Consider the following 17,607-nt stretch of genomic DNA (forward strand, 5'->3'; position numbering starts at 1 on the left):
ACTGCTGTTTTGTAATTTTCAAGTACGTCTTGAACTTTGAAAAAACCCTTCGTCATTAATTTCATCTCCTTTACTAATTTAGAATTCTAAGAATGTTACTATAGATTAATTCTATACCCATACATTTTTTCCTTCTTAAACTAACCTGCTTCGTTAGTTTAAGTGAAATATTTCACAATCTCTGCATTTACAATAGCATAAGTATACAATAAACCTTGTAACTTAAAAGGAAAGATGATAGGTATTCCATTTAACGGTTAAACGTCAATATATCAATCAGTATTAAAAAGAAGTTCAAAATGGAAGCATATACCGACTATTATATCCCTATTATTCGAATTACATCTTACTAAACAGGTTTCAATAAAAATATAACAAATAAATTAGTAAATTTATTCATTCCTTTTGGGGATTATAAATAAAAGGGGTGAAAACAATGAAGAATTTTTTTTATGTTTATTAATAATGGCTTTCACTAGTCAAACGGCAATAGCATATGCGGCTCAGAGAGTTGTGACATCACACATTATATCGGATGTGTGGTATGAAAACATTTTTTTAATTGCTGATAAGGCGGACAGTATGGCAACTAAAAACTTTACTGTTCAAGTTGGCGGTGGAGTGGACAGTGTTGGTGGCGAATTATTATACAACTTTCCGAATTGGTATAATTCTAAGTTTGCCCCTAAATTATTTTATGAAGATATTGATGGCGATGGACTAAAAGATGTTATAGTCGCATTGATTTCTGGTGCAGGTTCTGGAATTTCAACAAAAGAAATACATGTGCTAAATCAAGTACATGACCCAAATAGAAGATACAAAGAAGCGCCAGTTGAATCCATTGATGATGCAGTAAAAAGACTCGTAAAAATGGAGCGTAAAGGAAATGATATTACTGTTTTAATTGATAAAAAGAAGTACTCAGTGAACTTTTTAAAATTTGGGTATCAATCTTCTGATGCCGCCCCTAGTATAGGCTCAATGGAGGATTATAAGCCTGAAAATGGTGTTCTTTATGGTTACACAACTGTATTTGTATCTATTCCTGAAGCAGATATAGGGAGCTTAAAAGTTAAGTATGGTTGGGATGGAAAAATGTATAAAGCTGAGTCAGTTACTTTTAAGGAGTTTAATCCCAATGTTCGTTAATGTATTACGATACTAATAAGCAAAAAAAGCAGACGGATACCAATCCGCTGCTTTTTTTACTGTTTTCTTTGTTTGATATAAACATATAAAAACCCACCAGCACTTAATAACCTTAATGAGGAACTAATATACATCGCCACGTCCATACCAAAAAGATCTAATAACCAAATACCAACTTGTGGAGCAATAAATGCCATAAATGCCAATAAAACATTGTATGTTGTAATACAATACGTGCGAGATTGCTCTGGAGATTTCTCTAACAATAAATTAAATAATATCAACACAGTGCCAGATAAAAAGAAACCTGAAGTCGTTTGAATAAGTGTTAAATAATATAAATTTGTAGATAACACTACTAAAAAAGGCGTTGTTGCCATTCCAACTGCTGCCCATATAAAAACGCGTAAATTCGAATACTTTTCTGCCCACTTTTTCCAAAGTGGAAATGTTAAAAATTGCATAAGCATACTACCAACGGAGAACATACTTATCCAAAAAATCGTTGCTCCCGCTACCCGAACATTGTAAATATTGAACAAACCCCATGCCGATTGCCAAGCAAAGTTAAAAAACAGTGCAGCTATTAAAAACCAAACATAATTGGCATTTTGAAAAATACTCCAATCCATTGACTTCTTCTTTACTTGACCACTATCTAATTGCACGATATCCTCTTCATGTTTTAATAAGAAAAATACTTCTAATAACCCAAAGCCAAATGCAATTGCAAACAGAATTTGATAGGCAACTATACTTTCAGAAGCATCTCTCATTAAAATCCCGACAAGTAATGTGGATACTAACCCAACCATCGTCAGTAAACGATTGCGGTCACTAAAAAACTGTCCTCTTCTCGATTCCTCAATCATTCCACTAATGAGTGTTTGCCAGCCAACATTTGCTACCGTATTAGGTATACTAATGAAGGCAATAATCGCCAAAAACACCCAAGCCTGAAGAGAAGAGGAAGGTAAATATACAACAAGTACAATAAGCAAAAACATTAACCTAGCTAGAAGCACGGACATAGCCACTAACTTCTTTTGGGCATTGGCTCGATTTAATAATATCGCTGCTGGTATGGTCATTAACAACGCGATTAGTGGAGGCAATGAACTAATTAAGCCAACTTGATAATTAGTAGCTCCTAATATGGTAATTGCGAATATCGGGAAAAAATTATTGGAAAAGTTAAGTGCTATCGTCGAAGCCATCCCATGATAAATACTAATCTTCTCATTATACGTTCTCATAAATTCCGCCCATTCCATAAATAATGTAGGATATGCTAGAATTATATACTCGTATGAAAAGAAAACAAGTACTTCGGGACACAAAATTTATCCGGTTTGACTAAATCTTTTTTTCGCGTACACATAGGTCACGGCAAGTGCTGACACTAACACGGCACCTTTAATAATATCGAATGCGTAATATGGTAAATTCAAGATTGTTAAACCGTTTAGCAAAATACCAATCACAGCTGCTCCAAAAAAAGTTCCGATCGCATTTGGCTTCCCTGCTCCTAGAACGGAATACCCTACAAAAACAGCCGCTACTGCTTCCATTAGCATAGGTGCACCGGCGTCAATTTGTCCTGAACCAACACGTGCAGTAAACAATATGCCTGCCATAGAAGCAAATACACCTGAAATAATATATGCCGCAAATTTTACTTTACGCGTATTCACACCAGATAATGTCGCAGCTTCCGCATTTCCACCTGTCATATATAAAACTCGTCCCCAACGAGTATGATGGAGCACTACGTAAGCGATGAAAACCATTCCTAGCATAATCCATACCGGAACCGGTAATCCAAGCATTCTTCCTTGACCAATCCAGAGAAATGCCTCCGACAGCTGACCCGGCGCAGTACCTCCAGCAGTAAGTGGCATATTATTGTAAATAGAATAACCTTCCGTGTATGTTCGATGAAAACCTGCAACTATATACATCATACTTAATGTCGCAAGTAAATCTGGAATCCCTAATACTACAATTAGAAAACTATTAAGGGCACCTACTAATACTCCTACTAAAATCGGTAAAATAATAACCAGCCAAAGGGGCATTTCATACCATACCATTAAAGAAGCAGTTACGACCGTTGACAATGACATCGTCGATCCAACTGATAGATCAAACCCGCCTACCACTAATGTAAAGGTGACCCCTAACGCTAGTAAGGTAACAATAGAGATAGAACGCAAAATATCCGTAAAGTTCGCATAAGTTAAAAACGCTTCACTAATGGAACTAAAATACAAAATGATGATAATTAATAAGGCAATAGCTCCATATTTAAATAGAAATTGAATTCCATTTTCTTTTACTTTATTCTTCTTTCCCACCGCTTGCATACAACAAAATCCTTTCCTGGGTCGCATCTCCCCGTGAAAATTCCTTCACGATTTGACCGTTATACATGACTAAAATACGATCAGAAATACCAATTGCTTCTTGGATTTCGCTTGAAAAGTAAAGACAGCCTCTTCCACTCTCCGCAAGTTCTCGAATAAGCTTAAAAATATCTGCTTTTGCTCCAATATCGACACCTTTTGTCGGTTCATCAAACAAGTAAAGAATCGACTCTCGCGAAGTCCATTTACCGATTACTACTTTTTGTTGGTTTCCTCCACTTAAATGAATGAGTGGTGTTTCCGTATTATCTGTTTTAATCTGTAATCGTTTAATAATGTCTGTTGCAAAACCTTTTTCAGCGCTTTTATTCATAAATAATAGATTAGAAAACTTTCGTAAGTTCGGAAACGATGCATTCGTTTGCAACGATTCATGTACGAATAGCCCTTCTTTTCTACGTTCTTCTGGAATAAGAGCCATCCCTGCACTAATAGCATCTCTCGGATGTGACACTCTTACTTCCTTGCCTGAAAGCTTCACACTTCCGTTTGTTAGTGATTCTAAGCCAAATAATGCTTTCGCTAACTCCGTTTTTCCTGCCCCTACTAGCCCAACAATACCGACAATTTCACCTTTTGAAACGGTAAATGAAAGATTCTTTAACTTATGACCGTCAGACAGTTCTTCTACATCCAATAACGTTTCTCCTAAAGCGTACTTTCTAATATGCTGCTCTTGCTGAAAAGAAGTACCAAGCATTGCTTCGATAATATCCTCTGCAGTTGCATCCTCGGTTTGAAAAACATCCACTAACGTCCCATCACGCATGACCGTAATTCTATCGCTAATCTCGAACACTTCGGGAAGTCGATGTGAAATAAATATACAACCGACTCCTTGTGCTTTCAGTTGATGAATGACAGAAAATAGTTTAGCTGATTCATGAAGGGATAAAGGAGCTGTTGGTTCATCGAAAATAATTATTTTAGCCGAGCTAACAAGTGCCCTTGCAATTAATACTAATTGTTTTTCCGCTAATGTAAGCTTATGAGCAGGTTGTTGGACGGAGATATTCTCCGCTTGCAATTGTTGCAGTGCACTGCTCGCCTCTTTGTATAGTTTCGAAGTGGATATAAACAAGTTATTATGAGTCGCAATCGTATCAAGCATAATATTTTCTGCAACTGATAATTCGGGTACAATCGCTGTGTCTACCTCTTGGTAAACGCAGTAAATTCCCTGTTCTTTTGCCGCTTTTGGGGAACGTAGATGAACGCTCTTACCATCTAATAAAATTTCCCCTTCATCTTGCTCATATACACCCGATAATATTTTCATCAGCGTACTTTTGCCAGCACCATTCACGCCTAACAATGCATGTATTTCCCCTTTTTCTAGGTGAAATTTAGCATCTTCTAGTGCTGTCACATTTCCAAATGACTTACGTATCGAATTCATCGAAAGAAAAGGATTCGCCACAAACATGCTCCTTTCTTAAAAAGAAGCTGCCCTTTTTAGGACAGCTGCTGATAGTTGAGTTTATTGGTTTTCCAACTCTTTTAATGCATCTGTATACCCTTGTTCACTTGCGCCCCAGCCTTCGATAAACTCGTGTAAACCATTTGTCGTCACTGTTTCCTCTGGAAGTTTAGATGCATCGACAAACACTGGATCTAGTACAACCTTAGCTTCTGGATTTTCACCATTAATCTTTTGGTATAGGTAACGCACTTGAATACGACCAATATCCATTGGATCCACTGCAGCAGAAGCAACCCAAGGACTATTTTCTTTTTGAATCATTTGTAGATCTTCATCGCTCATGTCAATGCTGTACACTTTAATATCTGTTCTACCTGCCTGTTCAATCGCACGAACGGCGCCTTTTGCAAACTCATCCCATGCTGCCCAAACAGCAGTAATATCCCCTTCGTTCGGATACTGTTTTAAAATGGCTTCCATTTGAGCTTGTGTATCTAACGCTGTATTTTGTGTTGCTGCTCCGAATGTTGCAATTTCCTTAAGTCCTGGGTTTTCTGATAAAAACTGCTCGTAAGCAACTTGTCTTCTTTCCATCGGTGCAAAACCTGCAACCCAAATTTTCACGATATTCGCTTCACCATTTGCATCTTCTAATAATTTCTCTAATGTCATCTCAGCCATTTTTTGATCGCCTTGCTCTAAAACAGTAATTCCTTCTACGTCCACACCAGCGTCAAATGCTACGACTGGAATCCCTTTATCAACAGCATTTTGAACTCCTTGATTCAATGCTTCTTTTGTTCCGTGGTCTATTAAAATTCCGTCCATTCCTTGATTTACCGCTGCATCTAAATTCGATGCCATTTTAGCTAAGTCACCTTCCGAGTTAAATACGGTAACAGTTCCACCGAAGTTCTCTACCTGCTCTTTTACCCCTTCAATATATTGAGCTGAAAAAGTACCAAGGTTTTGTTGTAAAATAAGGGCAATTTTCTTGCCAGCCAACGGATTTTCAGATGCTTTCTCCGAGCTAGGCGCTGGTGTTTCTTCTTTTGCATTGCTTTTCGGCTGACATCCCGCTAATACAATGCTAACTATTAGTAATACAGATATTAACCAACCTATTTTTGTTTTCATCATTCTTCTCCTTTGTTTGTACCAATTAATGCAACAATGTTTTCGCTGTATTTTGGATAAATAATTCCTTTTTCCGTAATAATTGCCGTGATTAAATGCGCTGGTGTTACATCGAAAGCAGGATTAAACACTTTCGTATTATCCGGGGCTATTTGTTTACCAGCAATATGCGTAATTTCTTCGGATGGGCGTTCTTCTATACGTATGGAATCACCATTTTCAATGGATAAGTMAAATGTCGAAGAAGGTGCCGCCACATAAAATGGAATTTTATATGCGGCTGCCAATAAAGCCAAATTAAGTGTTCCAATTTTATTGGCCGTGTCACCATTTGCAGCCACACGATCTGCCCCAACAATAATTGCTTCAATCCCTTTTGCCCCTATCGTATGTGCAGCCATACTATCTGTAATCAGGGTGACATCTACTCCTGATTGCTGAAGCTCCCATACAGTAAGTCGTGCTCCTTGAAATACAGGCCTCGTTTCACAAGCGAATACTTGGAACTGCTTCCCTTTTTCACTGCCTAAATGGAATGGTGCTAATGCAGTCCCATATTTGGCAGTGGCAATGGTGCCAGCGTTACAAATAGTCATGACTTTTGTATAGTCTTCAAGTAAAGATAAAGCATATTCACCAATAGCACGGCAAGATGCCTCATCCTCCTCGTATATATTATCCGCTTCTTCTAACAACTGCTTCTTCGCTTCTTGCACAGTTTCTGCCTGCTCTACTGCACCACGTAAACGCTCTAAAGCCCACACTAAATTGACGGCTGTTGGTCTAGATTCTGCTAAATATAGCGTATCTTTACTTAATAATTGATGGAATTCTTCTAAAGAATTTGTTTCGTAATACTGTGCCGCTGCTGCTAACCCATAGGAAGCAGTAATGCCGATTGCCGGAGCTCCACGTACTTTTAACGTAATGATGGCATCATACACATCTTCCAGTGTTTCCAGTGTTACATATTCCACCTCAAGTGGTAGTTTCTGTTGGTCCAGTATTTCGAGCCGCTGGTTGTTCCATTTGATTGATAACGGAATACTCATTTTTGCAACTCCTCTAGTAAGTCGATTACTGCCTGGATTGAACTAATTTCTTTACGCTTTAAGATAAATAATTCTCCTAAATGTAAAGCTTGTTTCTTCGCCAAAATTCTTTGTGCGTCGTCTACGATTCCATCCAAGTCTTTCACATGCGCTAAACCGATTGTACGTCGAATTAATTCGCAACCAGCAAAGCCCAGTGTATCTTGGAACACTTTATCCAGTACATATGCTTCAAATCCTTGCGTATCTTTATATGATTCAACCGCCTCTTTTTGCCAAAGTTCCGAAAACTTAGACGAAAATACTTCCCATGTCTTTTCGATATGGTGAAGGATTACAACTCGCTCCTCCCCTTCTCTTGTAATCGTTTGAAAGATTAGGTTAGCTAGAAATAGTCCAACATCAAAGCCAATTGGTCCATAAAAAGCAAACTCCGGATCAATTACTTTCGTTTCGGTTTCACTCGCAAAAATACTCCCTGTATGCAAATCTCCATGGAGTAATGCTTCCGCTTCGGTTAAAAAGCTTTTCTTCAATTTCGCGACTTCCAATTTTAAAAGCTCATTACTCCAAATAGCTTCTACATCTACTCGCAACGAAGGTTCAAAATCATTTGTTTCAAGATCAAAAAATGGATCCGTGAAAATTAGATCTTCTGTAATTTTACATAGCTCGGGATTGGAAAACTCTGAAACTAGTTTCTTTTTTTCAAAAGGATGTAATGCAAAATCAGACGTATGAAATAAGGTTTGTGCAAGATATTCCCCAATATCAGTCGCTAACTTCGGATAGGATTCCAAACGGATCAATCCTTCTCTTGCAATAGTCAAATGGGATAAGTCTTCCATCACTGTAATCGCCAAGTCTTCATCCATTACATATACTTCAGGTACTAGCCCTGCCGCAAATTGCCCGTGTTTTTTTAATGCATTGGCTTCAATTTGTGCACGCTTTAATGTTAGTGGCCAACTTTCACCAACTACTTTTGCATACGGTAATGCTTGTTTTATAATGATTCCTTTTCCGCTTTTAGGATCCCGAATGCGAAAAACATAGTTTAAATTACCATCACCAATTTCACTACACTCTAATTCCAATTCATTTGAAAATAGACCTTGTTGTTTGACATATACGATTGCCTGCTCTTCTGTTAAAGATTCATATTGTTTCTTCGTTGCAATTGTCATTTTTCTCTACCTTTCTTCACAAAATAAAAACCTCTTTCCAAAGAAAGAGGCGTAGAATAAGAGATTTCTCGCCTCTTATCTTTCAGAAAGTTTCCTTTCTGATGGAATTAGCACCGTGCCTTAAGAGATTGTTATCTCGGCGCAAAAAGCGCCCCGTCTCACAACGGTATTACGGTCGGTTGCTGGGCTTCATCGGGCCATTACCCTCTGCCTGCTCTTGATAAGAGTGCTATTATTTTTTACGTAATGTTATTTGATTAGAATCCTAGCATATTTGAAAAAGAAATGTCAACCGGCTTTTTTAATTTTATAAAAAATCTAAATACTATATTGACATTACTTCGATTGCATGAAATAATCATTATTACTTTGACAATTAACTGAAATCTTAATTTAATATTTTTTCTTATTTAGAGCAGGTGGAGGGACGAGCCCTATGATACCCGGCAACCGGTCCAACCAATGGATACGGTGCTAATTCTTGCAGTCGATCGACTGAGAAATAAGAAGTCGTTAAACGTTTAACCTCTTCTTATTTGAAGAGGTTTTTTTATTTATAGGGAATTTGACTTTAAAGGAGATTGAAATCATGAGTGGAGTAACTTCTGTTTATCAATTGTATGGGAATCCAGGATCATTTGAAAAAAAAGCAGAGGGCATTGCTTTAGGTTTAACGATTGGTTCGTGGACGGATTTACCATTATTGGAACAACAACAATTAAAACAGCATAAAGGGAATGTTGTATCGATTACGGAGTTTGAAAATGTACTACATCCATCTAAACCAGAACAAATTAGAGCAGAGATAAAAATAGCGTATCCTAGTGCTAACTTTTCCGCTGATTTGCCTGCCATTTTAACGACCGTTTTTGGCAAGTTATCATTAGACGGTGAAGTAAAACTATTAGACTTAGAATTTTCACCAGAACTTTTAGCTCAGTTTCCTGGGCCAAGATTTGGTATCGAGCATATAAGAAACTTGTTAAATGTACATGATCGACCACTCATCATGAGTATATTCAAAGGCGTCATTGGACGAGATATCAACTATCTAGCAGAACAGCTTCGACATCAGGCACTTGGAGGAGTCGATTTAGTAAAAGACGATGAGATCCTTTTCGACAATCCATTGACACCTTTTGAGAAGCGAATTACAACTGCCAAAGAAGTGTTAGATCAAGTGTATGAAGAAACAGGACATCGAACGCTTTATGCAGTGAATTTATCTGGACGGACCTCACAGCTACGTGAAAAGGCGAAAATAGCGAAAGAACTTGGAGCAGATGCTTTACTACTAAACGTTCATGCATACGGGCTGGACGTACTTCAAGAACTTGTAGAAGACGATGAGATTCAACTACCATTTATGGCACATCCCGCATATAGTGGTGCTTTCACTTCTTCCCCATTTTACGGAGTTGCAACATCTCTTTTACTTGGCAAACTAACACGCTATGCCGGGGCTGATTTTTCATTATTCCCTTCTCCTTACGGTAGTGTAGCACTTGAGAAAAAAGCAGCTCTTTCTTTAGGAGAAGAGCTAACAAAAGCAAGTACTGTAAAACAAACTTTCCCAGTTCCTTCTGCAGGTATTCACCCTAGTTTAGTACCTCTATTAATGCAAGACTATGGAATTGATAGCATTATCAATGCCGGGGGCGGGGTACATGGACATCCAGCTGGTGCGATTGGCGGAGGCCTTGCCTTCAGACAAGCTGTGGAAGCCGTACTTGCTGGAATTCCACTTTCAGAAGCGGCAAAACAGCATGTTGAACTCAACTCAGCAATTGAATTATGGGGGTAATCACTTTGAAAAAACTAGTCATCTTTTGCGATTTTGATGGCACTATTACGACTAAAGATAATATCATCTCGATTATGAAAAAGTTTGCACCTCCCGAATATTTGCCGATTAAAGAGAATATTCTTGGGCAAAAGCAATCGATTCGTGAAGGGGTAGCCCAAATGTTTGCATTACTTCCTACTTCATTGAAAGAGCAAATTATTTCTTTTTTGTTAGAGCAAGCACAAATTCGCGATGGTTTTGCTGAATTTGTTTCATATACAAAACAAAACAATATCCCCCTCTACATTGTGAGTGGAGGAATCGATTTTTTCGTGCATCCAATGCTTGAACCATTCGGGCCTTTTTCAGATATTTATTGCAATGAATCGGACTTTTCGGGGGAATCGATACGCATTAACTTCCCATATGAATGTGATGGGCAATGTACAAATCAAGGCTGTGGTTGTTGCAAGCCATCCATTATTCGCAAACTAAAAGACAGTGATTCGTTAAGTGTTGTCATTGGAGATTCTATTACGGATTTAGAAGCTGCTAAATTAGCAGACATTGTAATTGCACGGGATTTCCTCATTGAAAAATGCGAAGAACTTCATATTCCTTATGAACCGTTTGAAAGCTTCCATGATGTCATTAATACTATAGATGCAAAGTTAGGTGCGGAAATATGACAGCACTTCAAAGCAAATGGGATGAACTAGCAGACATAAAAGATGAACTAGCTATACGAGATTGGTTCATGGGAACTAGTGGAAATTTAGCGATAAAAGTGAGCGATCAACCACTACAATTTTTAGTAACTGCTAGTGGAAAAGATAAAAAGAAGCGAACAACGGAAGACTTCTTACTAGTAAACGGTATCGGAAATCCAGTGGAAAAGACCGATTTAAAACCATCTGCAGAAACATTACTGCACTGTGCCATATATGACAAAACCTCTGCTGGCTGTAGTCTTCATGTTCATACAGTCGCAAATAATGTCATTTCTGAAATATACGGTGATGATGGGAAAATTGACTTTCAAGGTCAAGAACTTATTAAAGCTTTTGGTTTATGGGAAGAGGATGCGTTGCTCTCTATTCCTATTATTCCAAATCACGCAGACATTCCCAAGCTGACAGAAGAATTTAGTTCCCATATACACGCTGATAAAGGAGCCGTATTAATCCGAAATCATGGAATCACTGTTTGGGGTAAAGACGGTTTCGAAGCAAAGAAACTATTAGAAGCTTGTGAGTTTTTATTTCAGTATCAATTAGCATTACTTCAACTAAGATCAAAATAAGAGAGGAAGATTGAAATGGCGATTATTAAAATTCAAGGAACAAATGAAACAATTGAAGCACAAAACGAGGTTGCAGCATTTTTAGAAAACCAAGAAGTAGTTTATGAACATTGGGATATTGAAAAATTACCAGTCCATCTTCGTGAAAAATTTGATCTTAACGATGCAGAAAAAGAGGAAATTCTACAAGCTTTTCAAGCGGAAATTGATGATATTTCAAAACGACGTGGCTATCAAGCATCCGATATTATTTCCTTATCCGATTCTAATCCAAACTTAGATGAGCTGTTGAAAAATTTTGAACGCAAACATATCCATACGGACGATGAAGTTCGTTATATTGTAAGTGGTCATGGAGTCTTTATCATCCAAGGAAAAGATGAGCGTTTCTTTGAAGTTCATTTAACTCCTGGAGATTTAATCTCTGTTCCTGAGAATATTACGCATTATTTCACCCTTGCAGAAGACCGCAAAGTTGTTGCAGTTCGAATTTTTGTAACGACGGAAGGTTGGGTACCAGTTTACCAAGACGAAGTTGCTAATAGCTAACCCTAAAACTCCTAAATTGCCGTAAAAAGCAATTCAGGAGTTTTTTATCAATTATTATGTAAATAGCGGGTACTTTTATTTACAAATTCATTGGAAAGAGTATAATGTGAAGGTGACGTAAGTCTACATTACTCACTGATTGAATCTATTTTTAACTAAATAGTTCTAATAATTTTTTATAAAATAAAGCAAACTTCACTTTGTTTGAGAAGATGKGGTGGTAAAACCAAATGACACAAGAACCAGAATTGACACTTGTCGAACATTTAACAGAATTACGTAAAAGACTTATTATTGTAGCAACAACCTTCATCCTGTCACTTGCATCAGGATTTTGGCTTGCTCCAAAGACATTAACTTTTATCAAACAACAACCGACAGCTGCCCATGTTGAATGGAACGTATTTGGTTATACAGATGGTCTAATGATCTACGTTAAGTGTGCTCTAATTTTAGCTATTTTAGTCACCTTACCAATTGCAATGCATCAAATCTGGTTATTCGTAAAGCCAGGTCTTTTGGAAAAAGAAGCAAAAGGAACCATTTACTTTATACCAGTTTCCTTCTTATTGTTTTTAGCAGGCATAAGTTTTAGTTATTTTATACTTTTCCCACTTATGTTGAACTTTATGTCTAGTATTAATGATTCTATTGGTGCATTAGAAACTTATGGAATGCAGCAATATTTCACATTTATGTTTAACTTAATCATTCCTGTGGGTATTGTTTTCGAATTACCAGTGATTATTTTATTTTTAACAAAGTTGGGTATCATAACACCAGATCGTTTAAGAAAGATGAGAAAGGTTTCTTACTTTATACTAGTAGTGGTCGGAGTTTCTATCACACCACCAGACTTTATCTCTGACTTTATCATCGTTGTTCCATTACTATTACTTTTTGAAATAAGTATTCTCGTTTCTAGCTGGTCATACAAAAAACAGCTGGCAAAACAAGCTCTTGAGGAAAAAATCTTAGAAAACTAACCTATTATTGCGAGGAGGAACATCCCATGCCAAACATCGGCGTACCAGGGTTAATCATCATTTTAATCATAGCTTTAATCGTTTTCGGACCATCAAAATTACCTCAATTAGGTAAAGCAGTTGGACAAACATTAAAAGAATTCAAAAACTCTACGAAAGATATCGTGGATGATGTAGCAGAAGAATTCAAGTTAGATGACAAAGAAATAGATACTAAAAAGAAAAACTAATACGAAAAGCCAGCTATCCTTTTGGAATAGCTGGCTTTTACAATTGTTAAAAGTTTTTAAAGAATAATCGAATAACATCCGCCCCGCCTATAAATGTTCCGATAGATCCGACAAGATTCGTTAATACGACAACCAATAATATCCGAGTTACTTTGTTCCGCCAAAAACCTTTTATCGTAAAAACATCTTCCGAGAGTGTTTCAAAATCACCAACATTTGGACGTCGGAAATACGCTTGAACAATTCCTGAAACCCAGCCCGATGCTATTAACGGATGCAACGTCGTAATTGGCGCTACAATAAAGGCAGATAATATCGCAAGTGGATGACCAAGCGCAAGCGCGGCTCCAATAGCAGCGAAGCTACTTGTCCATAATATCCAGCTTAATGCTTGATCGAAACCGGCCGTTGGATTTGCTATAAAAGTATACACAACAATCGCAACTAATAGAGCTGGTATCGCCCAACCTAAAATCTTAGGTACAATTGATTTTGGAGGGGTTTCTGAAAGTTGCTTTAAATCATGTTCTTTATGAATTTCTTTTGTAATACCAGGAACATGTGCAGCTCCTAATACAGCCACGATCTTGTTTCCTGGTGCATCTTTAATCTTCTGTGCAAGATACTGGTCTCGTTCATCAATCAAAGGCGTTTTAAGTCTAGGAAAAGACTCCGTAAATTCAGCAAGTACTGCATTTAACGTATCTTGCGTTTTCATTTTTTCTAGTTCTTCTTCTGAAATGGTCTCTTTACTAAAAATACTAAAAATTACTCCGTTAAGTAATTGAGCTTTCCCCATAAATCCAAGATTATGCCAAATACGAGAAAAGGTGATTTGGATATTCCGGTCTGCAAGCACTAGCTCGGCCCCTGTTTCTTTTGCCGATTCAATCCCTTGGATCATTTCTTGTCCCGGCTTTATCTCAAATTGCTTTGCTAAACGATTTTGAAAAGAAGATATTGCTAGATTCATCAATAGTAAGGTGGCCTTCTTTTCTTTAATCACTTTAAAGATGTCTGTCTCTTTCCACTTACTACCTTCCACCACCGACTGATATCGTTGGTCATCTAGTTCTATACAAACAGAATCTGGTCTTTCTGCTTCAATTACTTCTTTTACTTGTTCTGCACTTTGTCTAGATACATGCGCTGTTCCGATTAATATTATTTCTTTACCATCTAAGTCTAAACGAGTAATATTCTCTTCTCTCACAAGTTTCTTCCTTCGTTGAGCATATTTCTTTTGCACAAATGCATCACAAAAGACTGTCTATTATTAATAATGAAGTAGATTGGGGTAAATTTCAATATCCAAGAAGTAAATCTATTATTTTCAATGGCCAACTTATTACTAACAGCTATTTTCTTTATTAAAAAGACATCCATTTACATTTCAACATAAATGGATGTCCTTTGTTATTTTAATGTACGTTTTAAAAACTCTCTCGTGCGTTCTTGAGTAGGATTATTGAAAATTTGCTCTGGGCTACCTTCTTCTGCAATAACCCCTTTATCCATAAACACAACACGATCCGAAACTTCTTTTGCAAATTCCATTTCATGTGTAACGATTAACATCGTAAGACCTGATTCAGCAAGCTCCTTCATGACTTTCAGAACTTCCCCTACCATTTCAGGATCCAAAGCGGACGTTGGTTCATCAAATAACATCACGTCTGGTTCCATTGACAGTGCACGAGCGATTGCCACACGTTGCTTTTGACCCCCAGATAGCTGGTTTGCTTTTGCATTTACGTATTGATCCATACCAACGACTTTTAAGTATTTCATCGCTATTTTTTCTGCTTCTTCTTTCGAACGTTTTAACACTTTTACTTGTCCAACAACACAATTGCTTAATACATTATGGTTATTAAACAAGTTAAACTGTTGGAAAACCATCCCTAGCTTTGTGCGGTAAGCATGAATATCATGTTTGTCGTCTAAAATATTTTCACCGTTGTAAATAATTTGACCACCACTTGGTTTTTCCAACAGATTTATGCAACGAAGAAGGGTGGATTTACCGGATCCAGATGAACCGATTATACTCACCACTTCCCCTTTGTTCACAGAGAAATCGATGTCTTTTAGTACTTCACGTGCTCCAAAGGATTTGCTTAAATGTTGTATATCAATTACTTTTTCCATTGCTGCTCCTCCTTCTTCTTAGCTTTCTTTCGTGTTTGTCACGGTTACTTGTGCTGGTTGCCCAATCATACTGTAATTTTCTGGACCGTCTAGTTTTCTTTCGAAGTAACGTAGTATTAATGTTACTGTATATGTCATCACAAAGTACAATACACACGCAACGAAAAACGGTTCAAAGTATTTGAAACTGATTCCCGCAACTGTTTTTGTTTGGAAGTATAGTTCCGTTACTCCTATTACATTTAATACAGAAGTATCTTTAATATTAATGATAAATTGGTTACCTGTCGCAGGTAAAATATTGCGAACTACTTGTGGTAATACAACATGAAGCATCGTTTGTATATGATTCATACCAACCGCTTGTGCAGATTCAAATTGTCCTTTATCGATAGAAATAACTCCACCTCGAACAATCTCTGCCATATAAGCACCTGTATTAATCGATACGATAAAGATAGCTGCTGCAGTTCTGTCCATATCTACTCCAAACGCCATTGCAGAACCATAGAATATAACCATGGCTTGTACGATCATTGGCGTTCCACGGAAAAACTCTATATAAATCGATAGAATAATATTCACTATTTTTAATAAAACTCTTTTTACTTTTCTTTCAGGTGTCGGTATTGTGCGAATAACACCTGCTAATAAACCGATAATTGCACCAACAATAGTACCAATTATGGAGATTAAGAGTGTCATACCTGCCCCGCGAAGAAACAGTGGCCAATTATCAATTACCATTGATATAATCCACTCAATACTCATACTTTCACTCCTTTAATTAATCAATTACACCTCGGTGCAATTGCGTCCAGATTTTGAATTGCACTAGTGCAATTCAAAATCTGTGACATCCGCCGGAGGCTTAGGCCAACAGGATGTTGGTCACTCAGGCGTTGCCGCAGGAGGCGGCGAACTTAGCCAGAGTTCCGCTAATCAGCCATTATTATCTGCTGATTCAAGTTAAAAACCGACTGCAATAAGTAGCAGCCGGTTCGCTTGCCTTCATTATTCAGCAGCTGGTTGATTTTGAATTGCTTTGTCCATAATTTCTTGACGTTCTTCTTCCGAAATTTTCGCCAATATTTCATTTATCTGTTCTGTTAATTCGCTACCTTTTTTAAGACCTACCGCTACCGCTGTCTCTTCTTCATCTGCAACAAATCCATCGGTAAATTCAACCATTGCAAAGTTTTCATTTGCAGCGGAAGCACTAATTCCTTCCGGACGCTCCGATACATATCCGTCAATCACACCTGACTCCAAAGCTACACGCATTGCAGAGAAGTTATCAGAAGCTGGTTGTTTTTGAACACCTTCGATTTGATCGATTACACCATAGTGAGAAGTATTCAACTGACCAGTGATTTTCGCTCCACTAAAATCTTGAATAGATGTAGCATTTTCATATGGTCCACCTTTTTTAACGATCATAACAAAATTCGATGTGTAATAATTATCAGAGAAATCGATTGACTCTTTGCGTTCTGTTGTTGGTGACATACCAGCAACAATTGCATCTATTTTATCTGATTGTAATGATGGAACTAATCCATCCCACTCTGTTTTTACGACTACTAACTCTTTCCCTAAACCTTCTGCAATCTTTTTAGCGATTTCTACATCGTATCCACCAGCGTATTCTGCATTTCCGGAGATTTTTACTCCTCCGTTAGAATCATCTAATTGAGTCCAGTTAAACGGTGGGTAGCCAGCTTCCAAGCCAACTGTAAATGTATCAGTTTCTTGTGAAGACGATCCTGTTTTTTCTGTATTATCCGTCCCACATGCAGCTAAAAGTAACAATATTGAAACGAACATTGTGAACAATAATAATTTGTTTTTCATGTGTATTTCTCCCCTTTTATTTTCAGTCTATGTTTATAAACAATAAAAAAGGACAATCTATAAAAATAGACCTGAGACGAACTCAGGTCGCAATTTGTATAGTTGCCCTAAATCCTCTACTTTACCCAAATGAGATAGCACACCACGATAAACCGGTACATTTAAAGTGGACAGTCCTGCAATTATTCACTGCAGACCCAGCATGTAATATGGAGAAATATTTACAAACTTCGGCGACATTTCCTTCTCCCTAGCATCATTGCTTCTCAAACTCCACTAAGGACTAATAAATATCGCGCCTCTACCCCACTTATTTAAGTGAGGTTGTATTTAATTATTGTTCATAGTCTACAACAACATATACCATGTGT

General features: G+C 37.4%; 17 protein-coding genes and 3 riboswitches. Of the genes, 7 read left to right on the forward strand and 10 right to left on the reverse strand.

The window, feature by feature from the left end; translation table 11 throughout:
- Positions 1-582 precede the first annotated feature (582 nt).
- Positions 583-1,152, forward strand: a complete 570-nt coding sequence (locus tag AC1DFT_RS18840; RefSeq protein ID WP_478160867.1) for a hypothetical protein — start codon at positions 583-585, stop codon at positions 1,150-1,152.
- Positions 1,153-1,208: 56 nt separating this feature from the next.
- On the opposite strand, the gene AC1DFT_RS18845 is transcribed toward AC1DFT_RS18840, so the two are convergent.
- The 6 genes from AC1DFT_RS18845 to mtnK all read right to left on the reverse strand — a co-directional run bounded on the left by AC1DFT_RS18845 (position 1,209) and on the right by mtnK (position 8,377).
- Positions 1,209-2,408 carry an MFS transporter gene (locus tag AC1DFT_RS18845; protein ID WP_478160869.1) on the reverse strand — a complete coding sequence of 400 codons (1,200 nt, stop codon included), beginning with the start codon at positions 2,406-2,408 and terminating at the stop codon, positions 1,209-1,211.
- An 87-nt stretch (positions 2,409-2,495) separates the two neighbouring features.
- Positions 2,496-3,518, reverse strand: a complete 1,023-nt coding sequence (locus AC1DFT_RS18850; RefSeq protein WP_478160871.1) for an ABC transporter permease — start codon at positions 3,516-3,518, stop codon at positions 2,496-2,498.
- Positions 3,493-5,004, reverse strand: coding sequence for a sugar ABC transporter ATP-binding protein (locus AC1DFT_RS18855; RefSeq protein ID WP_478160873.1), 1,512 nt, complete (start codon positions 5,002-5,004; stop codon positions 3,493-3,495). The genes AC1DFT_RS18850 and AC1DFT_RS18855 overlap by 26 nt, the downstream gene beginning before the upstream one ends.
- Before the next feature lie 54 nt (positions 5,005-5,058).
- Positions 5,059-6,138, reverse strand: coding sequence for a sugar ABC transporter substrate-binding protein (locus AC1DFT_RS18860; RefSeq protein WP_478160875.1), 1,080 nt, complete (start codon positions 6,136-6,138; stop codon positions 5,059-5,061).
- Positions 6,138-7,190: an S-methyl-5-thioribose-1-phosphate isomerase gene (gene mtnA, locus AC1DFT_RS18865; RefSeq protein WP_478160877.1), complete on the reverse strand. Its 1,053-nt coding sequence runs from the start codon at positions 7,188-7,190 to the stop codon at positions 6,138-6,140. Before mtnA ends, AC1DFT_RS18860 begins: the two co-directional genes overlap by 1 nt.
- Positions 7,187-8,377, reverse strand: coding sequence for an S-methyl-5-thioribose kinase (gene mtnK, locus AC1DFT_RS18870; protein ID WP_478160879.1), 1,191 nt, complete (start codon positions 8,375-8,377; stop codon positions 7,187-7,189). Before mtnK ends, mtnA begins: the two co-directional genes overlap by 4 nt.
- A 72-nt stretch (positions 8,378-8,449) precedes the next feature.
- Positions 8,450-8,604: riboswitch (SAM riboswitch) on the reverse strand.
- 176 nt (positions 8,605-8,780) lie between these two features.
- Positions 8,781-8,886, forward strand: a riboswitch (SAM riboswitch).
- An 80-nt stretch (positions 8,887-8,966) separates the two neighbouring features.
- Between mtnK and AC1DFT_RS18875 the strand changes: the two genes are divergently transcribed.
- The 6 genes from AC1DFT_RS18875 to tatA all read left to right on the forward strand — a co-directional run bounded on the left by AC1DFT_RS18875 (position 8,967) and on the right by tatA (position 13,231).
- Positions 8,967-10,181, forward strand: coding sequence for a 2,3-diketo-5-methylthiopentyl-1-phosphate enolase (locus AC1DFT_RS18875; protein ID WP_478160881.1), 1,215 nt, complete (start codon positions 8,967-8,969; stop codon positions 10,179-10,181).
- Between the two features lie 5 nt (positions 10,182-10,186).
- Positions 10,187-10,852: a 2-hydroxy-3-keto-5-methylthiopentenyl-1-phosphate phosphatase gene (locus AC1DFT_RS18880; RefSeq protein ID WP_478160883.1), complete on the forward strand. Its 666-nt coding sequence runs from the start codon at positions 10,187-10,189 to the stop codon at positions 10,850-10,852.
- Positions 10,849-11,466 (forward strand): methylthioribulose 1-phosphate dehydratase, encoded by a 618-nt coding sequence (locus tag AC1DFT_RS18885; RefSeq protein WP_478160885.1) that lies wholly within the window; start codon positions 10,849-10,851, stop codon positions 11,464-11,466. The genes AC1DFT_RS18880 and AC1DFT_RS18885 overlap by 4 nt, the downstream gene beginning before the upstream one ends.
- A 15-nt stretch (positions 11,467-11,481) precedes the next feature.
- Positions 11,482-12,015 (forward strand): 1,2-dihydroxy-3-keto-5-methylthiopentene dioxygenase, encoded by a 534-nt coding sequence (locus tag AC1DFT_RS18890; protein WP_478160887.1) that lies wholly within the window; start codon positions 11,482-11,484, stop codon positions 12,013-12,015.
- Positions 12,016-12,245: 230 nt separating this feature from the next.
- Positions 12,246-13,001: a twin-arginine translocase subunit TatC gene (gene tatC, locus AC1DFT_RS18895; protein ID WP_478160889.1), complete on the forward strand. Its 756-nt coding sequence runs from the start codon at positions 12,246-12,248 to the stop codon at positions 12,999-13,001.
- A 26-nt stretch (positions 13,002-13,027) separates the two neighbouring features.
- Complete coding sequence (tatA, locus tag AC1DFT_RS18900; RefSeq protein ID WP_478160891.1) at positions 13,028-13,231, forward strand: twin-arginine translocase TatA/TatE family subunit; 204 nt, start codon at positions 13,028-13,030, stop codon at positions 13,229-13,231.
- A 46-nt stretch (positions 13,232-13,277) separates the two neighbouring features.
- Here tatA and AC1DFT_RS18905 read toward each other — a convergent pair whose 3' ends face one another.
- From AC1DFT_RS18905 to AC1DFT_RS18920, 4 genes are all read right to left on the reverse strand, one after another.
- Positions 13,278-14,444 carry a TraB/GumN family protein gene (locus AC1DFT_RS18905; protein ID WP_478160893.1) on the reverse strand — a complete coding sequence of 389 codons (1,167 nt, stop codon included), beginning with the start codon at positions 14,442-14,444 and terminating at the stop codon, positions 13,278-13,280.
- A gap of 203 nt (positions 14,445-14,647) precedes the next feature.
- Complete coding sequence (locus tag AC1DFT_RS18910) at positions 14,648-15,382, reverse strand: amino acid ABC transporter ATP-binding protein (RefSeq protein ID WP_478160895.1); 735 nt, start codon at positions 15,380-15,382, stop codon at positions 14,648-14,650.
- A gap of 18 nt (positions 15,383-15,400) precedes the next feature.
- Positions 15,401-16,153, reverse strand: a complete 753-nt coding sequence (locus tag AC1DFT_RS18915) for an amino acid ABC transporter permease (protein ID WP_478160897.1) — start codon at positions 16,151-16,153, stop codon at positions 15,401-15,403.
- 243 nt (positions 16,154-16,396) lie between these two features.
- Positions 16,397-17,236: a transporter substrate-binding domain-containing protein gene (locus tag AC1DFT_RS18920; protein WP_478160899.1), complete on the reverse strand. Its 840-nt coding sequence runs from the start codon at positions 17,234-17,236 to the stop codon at positions 16,397-16,399.
- Positions 17,237-17,363: 127 nt separating this feature from the next.
- A riboswitch (Lysine riboswitch) is annotated at positions 17,364-17,548 on the reverse strand.
- Positions 17,549-17,607 lie beyond the last annotated feature (59 nt).

The sequence above is a fragment of the Psychrobacillus sp. 05T411 genome (assembly GCF_056396485.1).

Excerpts from the sequence above, each read along its gene's own strand:
- AC1DFT_RS18840 (WP_478160867.1), top strand. The coding sequence starts at position 583 with ATGGCAACTAAAAACTTTACTGTTCAAGTTGGCGGTGGAGTGGACAGT.
- AC1DFT_RS18845 (WP_478160869.1), bottom strand. The coding sequence starts at position 2,408 with ATGAGAACGTATAATGAGAAGATTAGTATTTATCATGGGATGGCTTCG.
- AC1DFT_RS18850 (WP_478160871.1), bottom strand. The coding sequence starts at position 3,518 with ATGCAAGCGGTGGGAAAGAAGAATAAAGTAAAAGAAAATGGAATTCAA.
- AC1DFT_RS18855 (WP_478160873.1), bottom strand. The coding sequence starts at position 5,004 with ATGTTTGTGGCGAATCCTTTTCTTTCGATGAATTCGATACGTAAGTCA.
- AC1DFT_RS18860 (WP_478160875.1), bottom strand. The coding sequence starts at position 6,138 with ATGAAAACAAAAATAGGTTGGTTAATATCTGTATTACTAATAGTTAGC.
- mtnK (WP_478160879.1), bottom strand. The coding sequence starts at position 8,377 with ATGACAATTGCAACGAAGAAACAATATGAATCTTTAACAGAAGAGCAG.
- AC1DFT_RS18875 (WP_478160881.1), top strand. The coding sequence starts at position 8,967 with ATGAGTGGAGTAACTTCTGTTTATCAATTGTATGGGAATCCAGGATCA.
- AC1DFT_RS18885 (WP_478160885.1), top strand. The coding sequence starts at position 10,849 with ATGACAGCACTTCAAAGCAAATGGGATGAACTAGCAGACATAAAAGAT.
- AC1DFT_RS18890 (WP_478160887.1), top strand. The coding sequence starts at position 11,482 with ATGGCGATTATTAAAATTCAAGGAACAAATGAAACAATTGAAGCACAA.
- tatC (WP_478160889.1), top strand. The coding sequence starts at position 12,246 with ATGACACAAGAACCAGAATTGACACTTGTCGAACATTTAACAGAATTA.
- tatA (WP_478160891.1), top strand. The coding sequence starts at position 13,028 with ATGCCAAACATCGGCGTACCAGGGTTAATCATCATTTTAATCATAGCT.
- AC1DFT_RS18910 (WP_478160895.1), bottom strand. The coding sequence starts at position 15,382 with ATGGAAAAAGTAATTGATATACAACATTTAAGCAAATCCTTTGGAGCA.
- AC1DFT_RS18915 (WP_478160897.1), bottom strand. The coding sequence starts at position 16,153 with ATGAGTATTGAGTGGATTATATCAATGGTAATTGATAATTGGCCACTG.
- AC1DFT_RS18920 (WP_478160899.1), bottom strand. The coding sequence starts at position 17,236 with ATGAAAAACAAATTATTATTGTTCACAATGTTCGTTTCAATATTGTTA.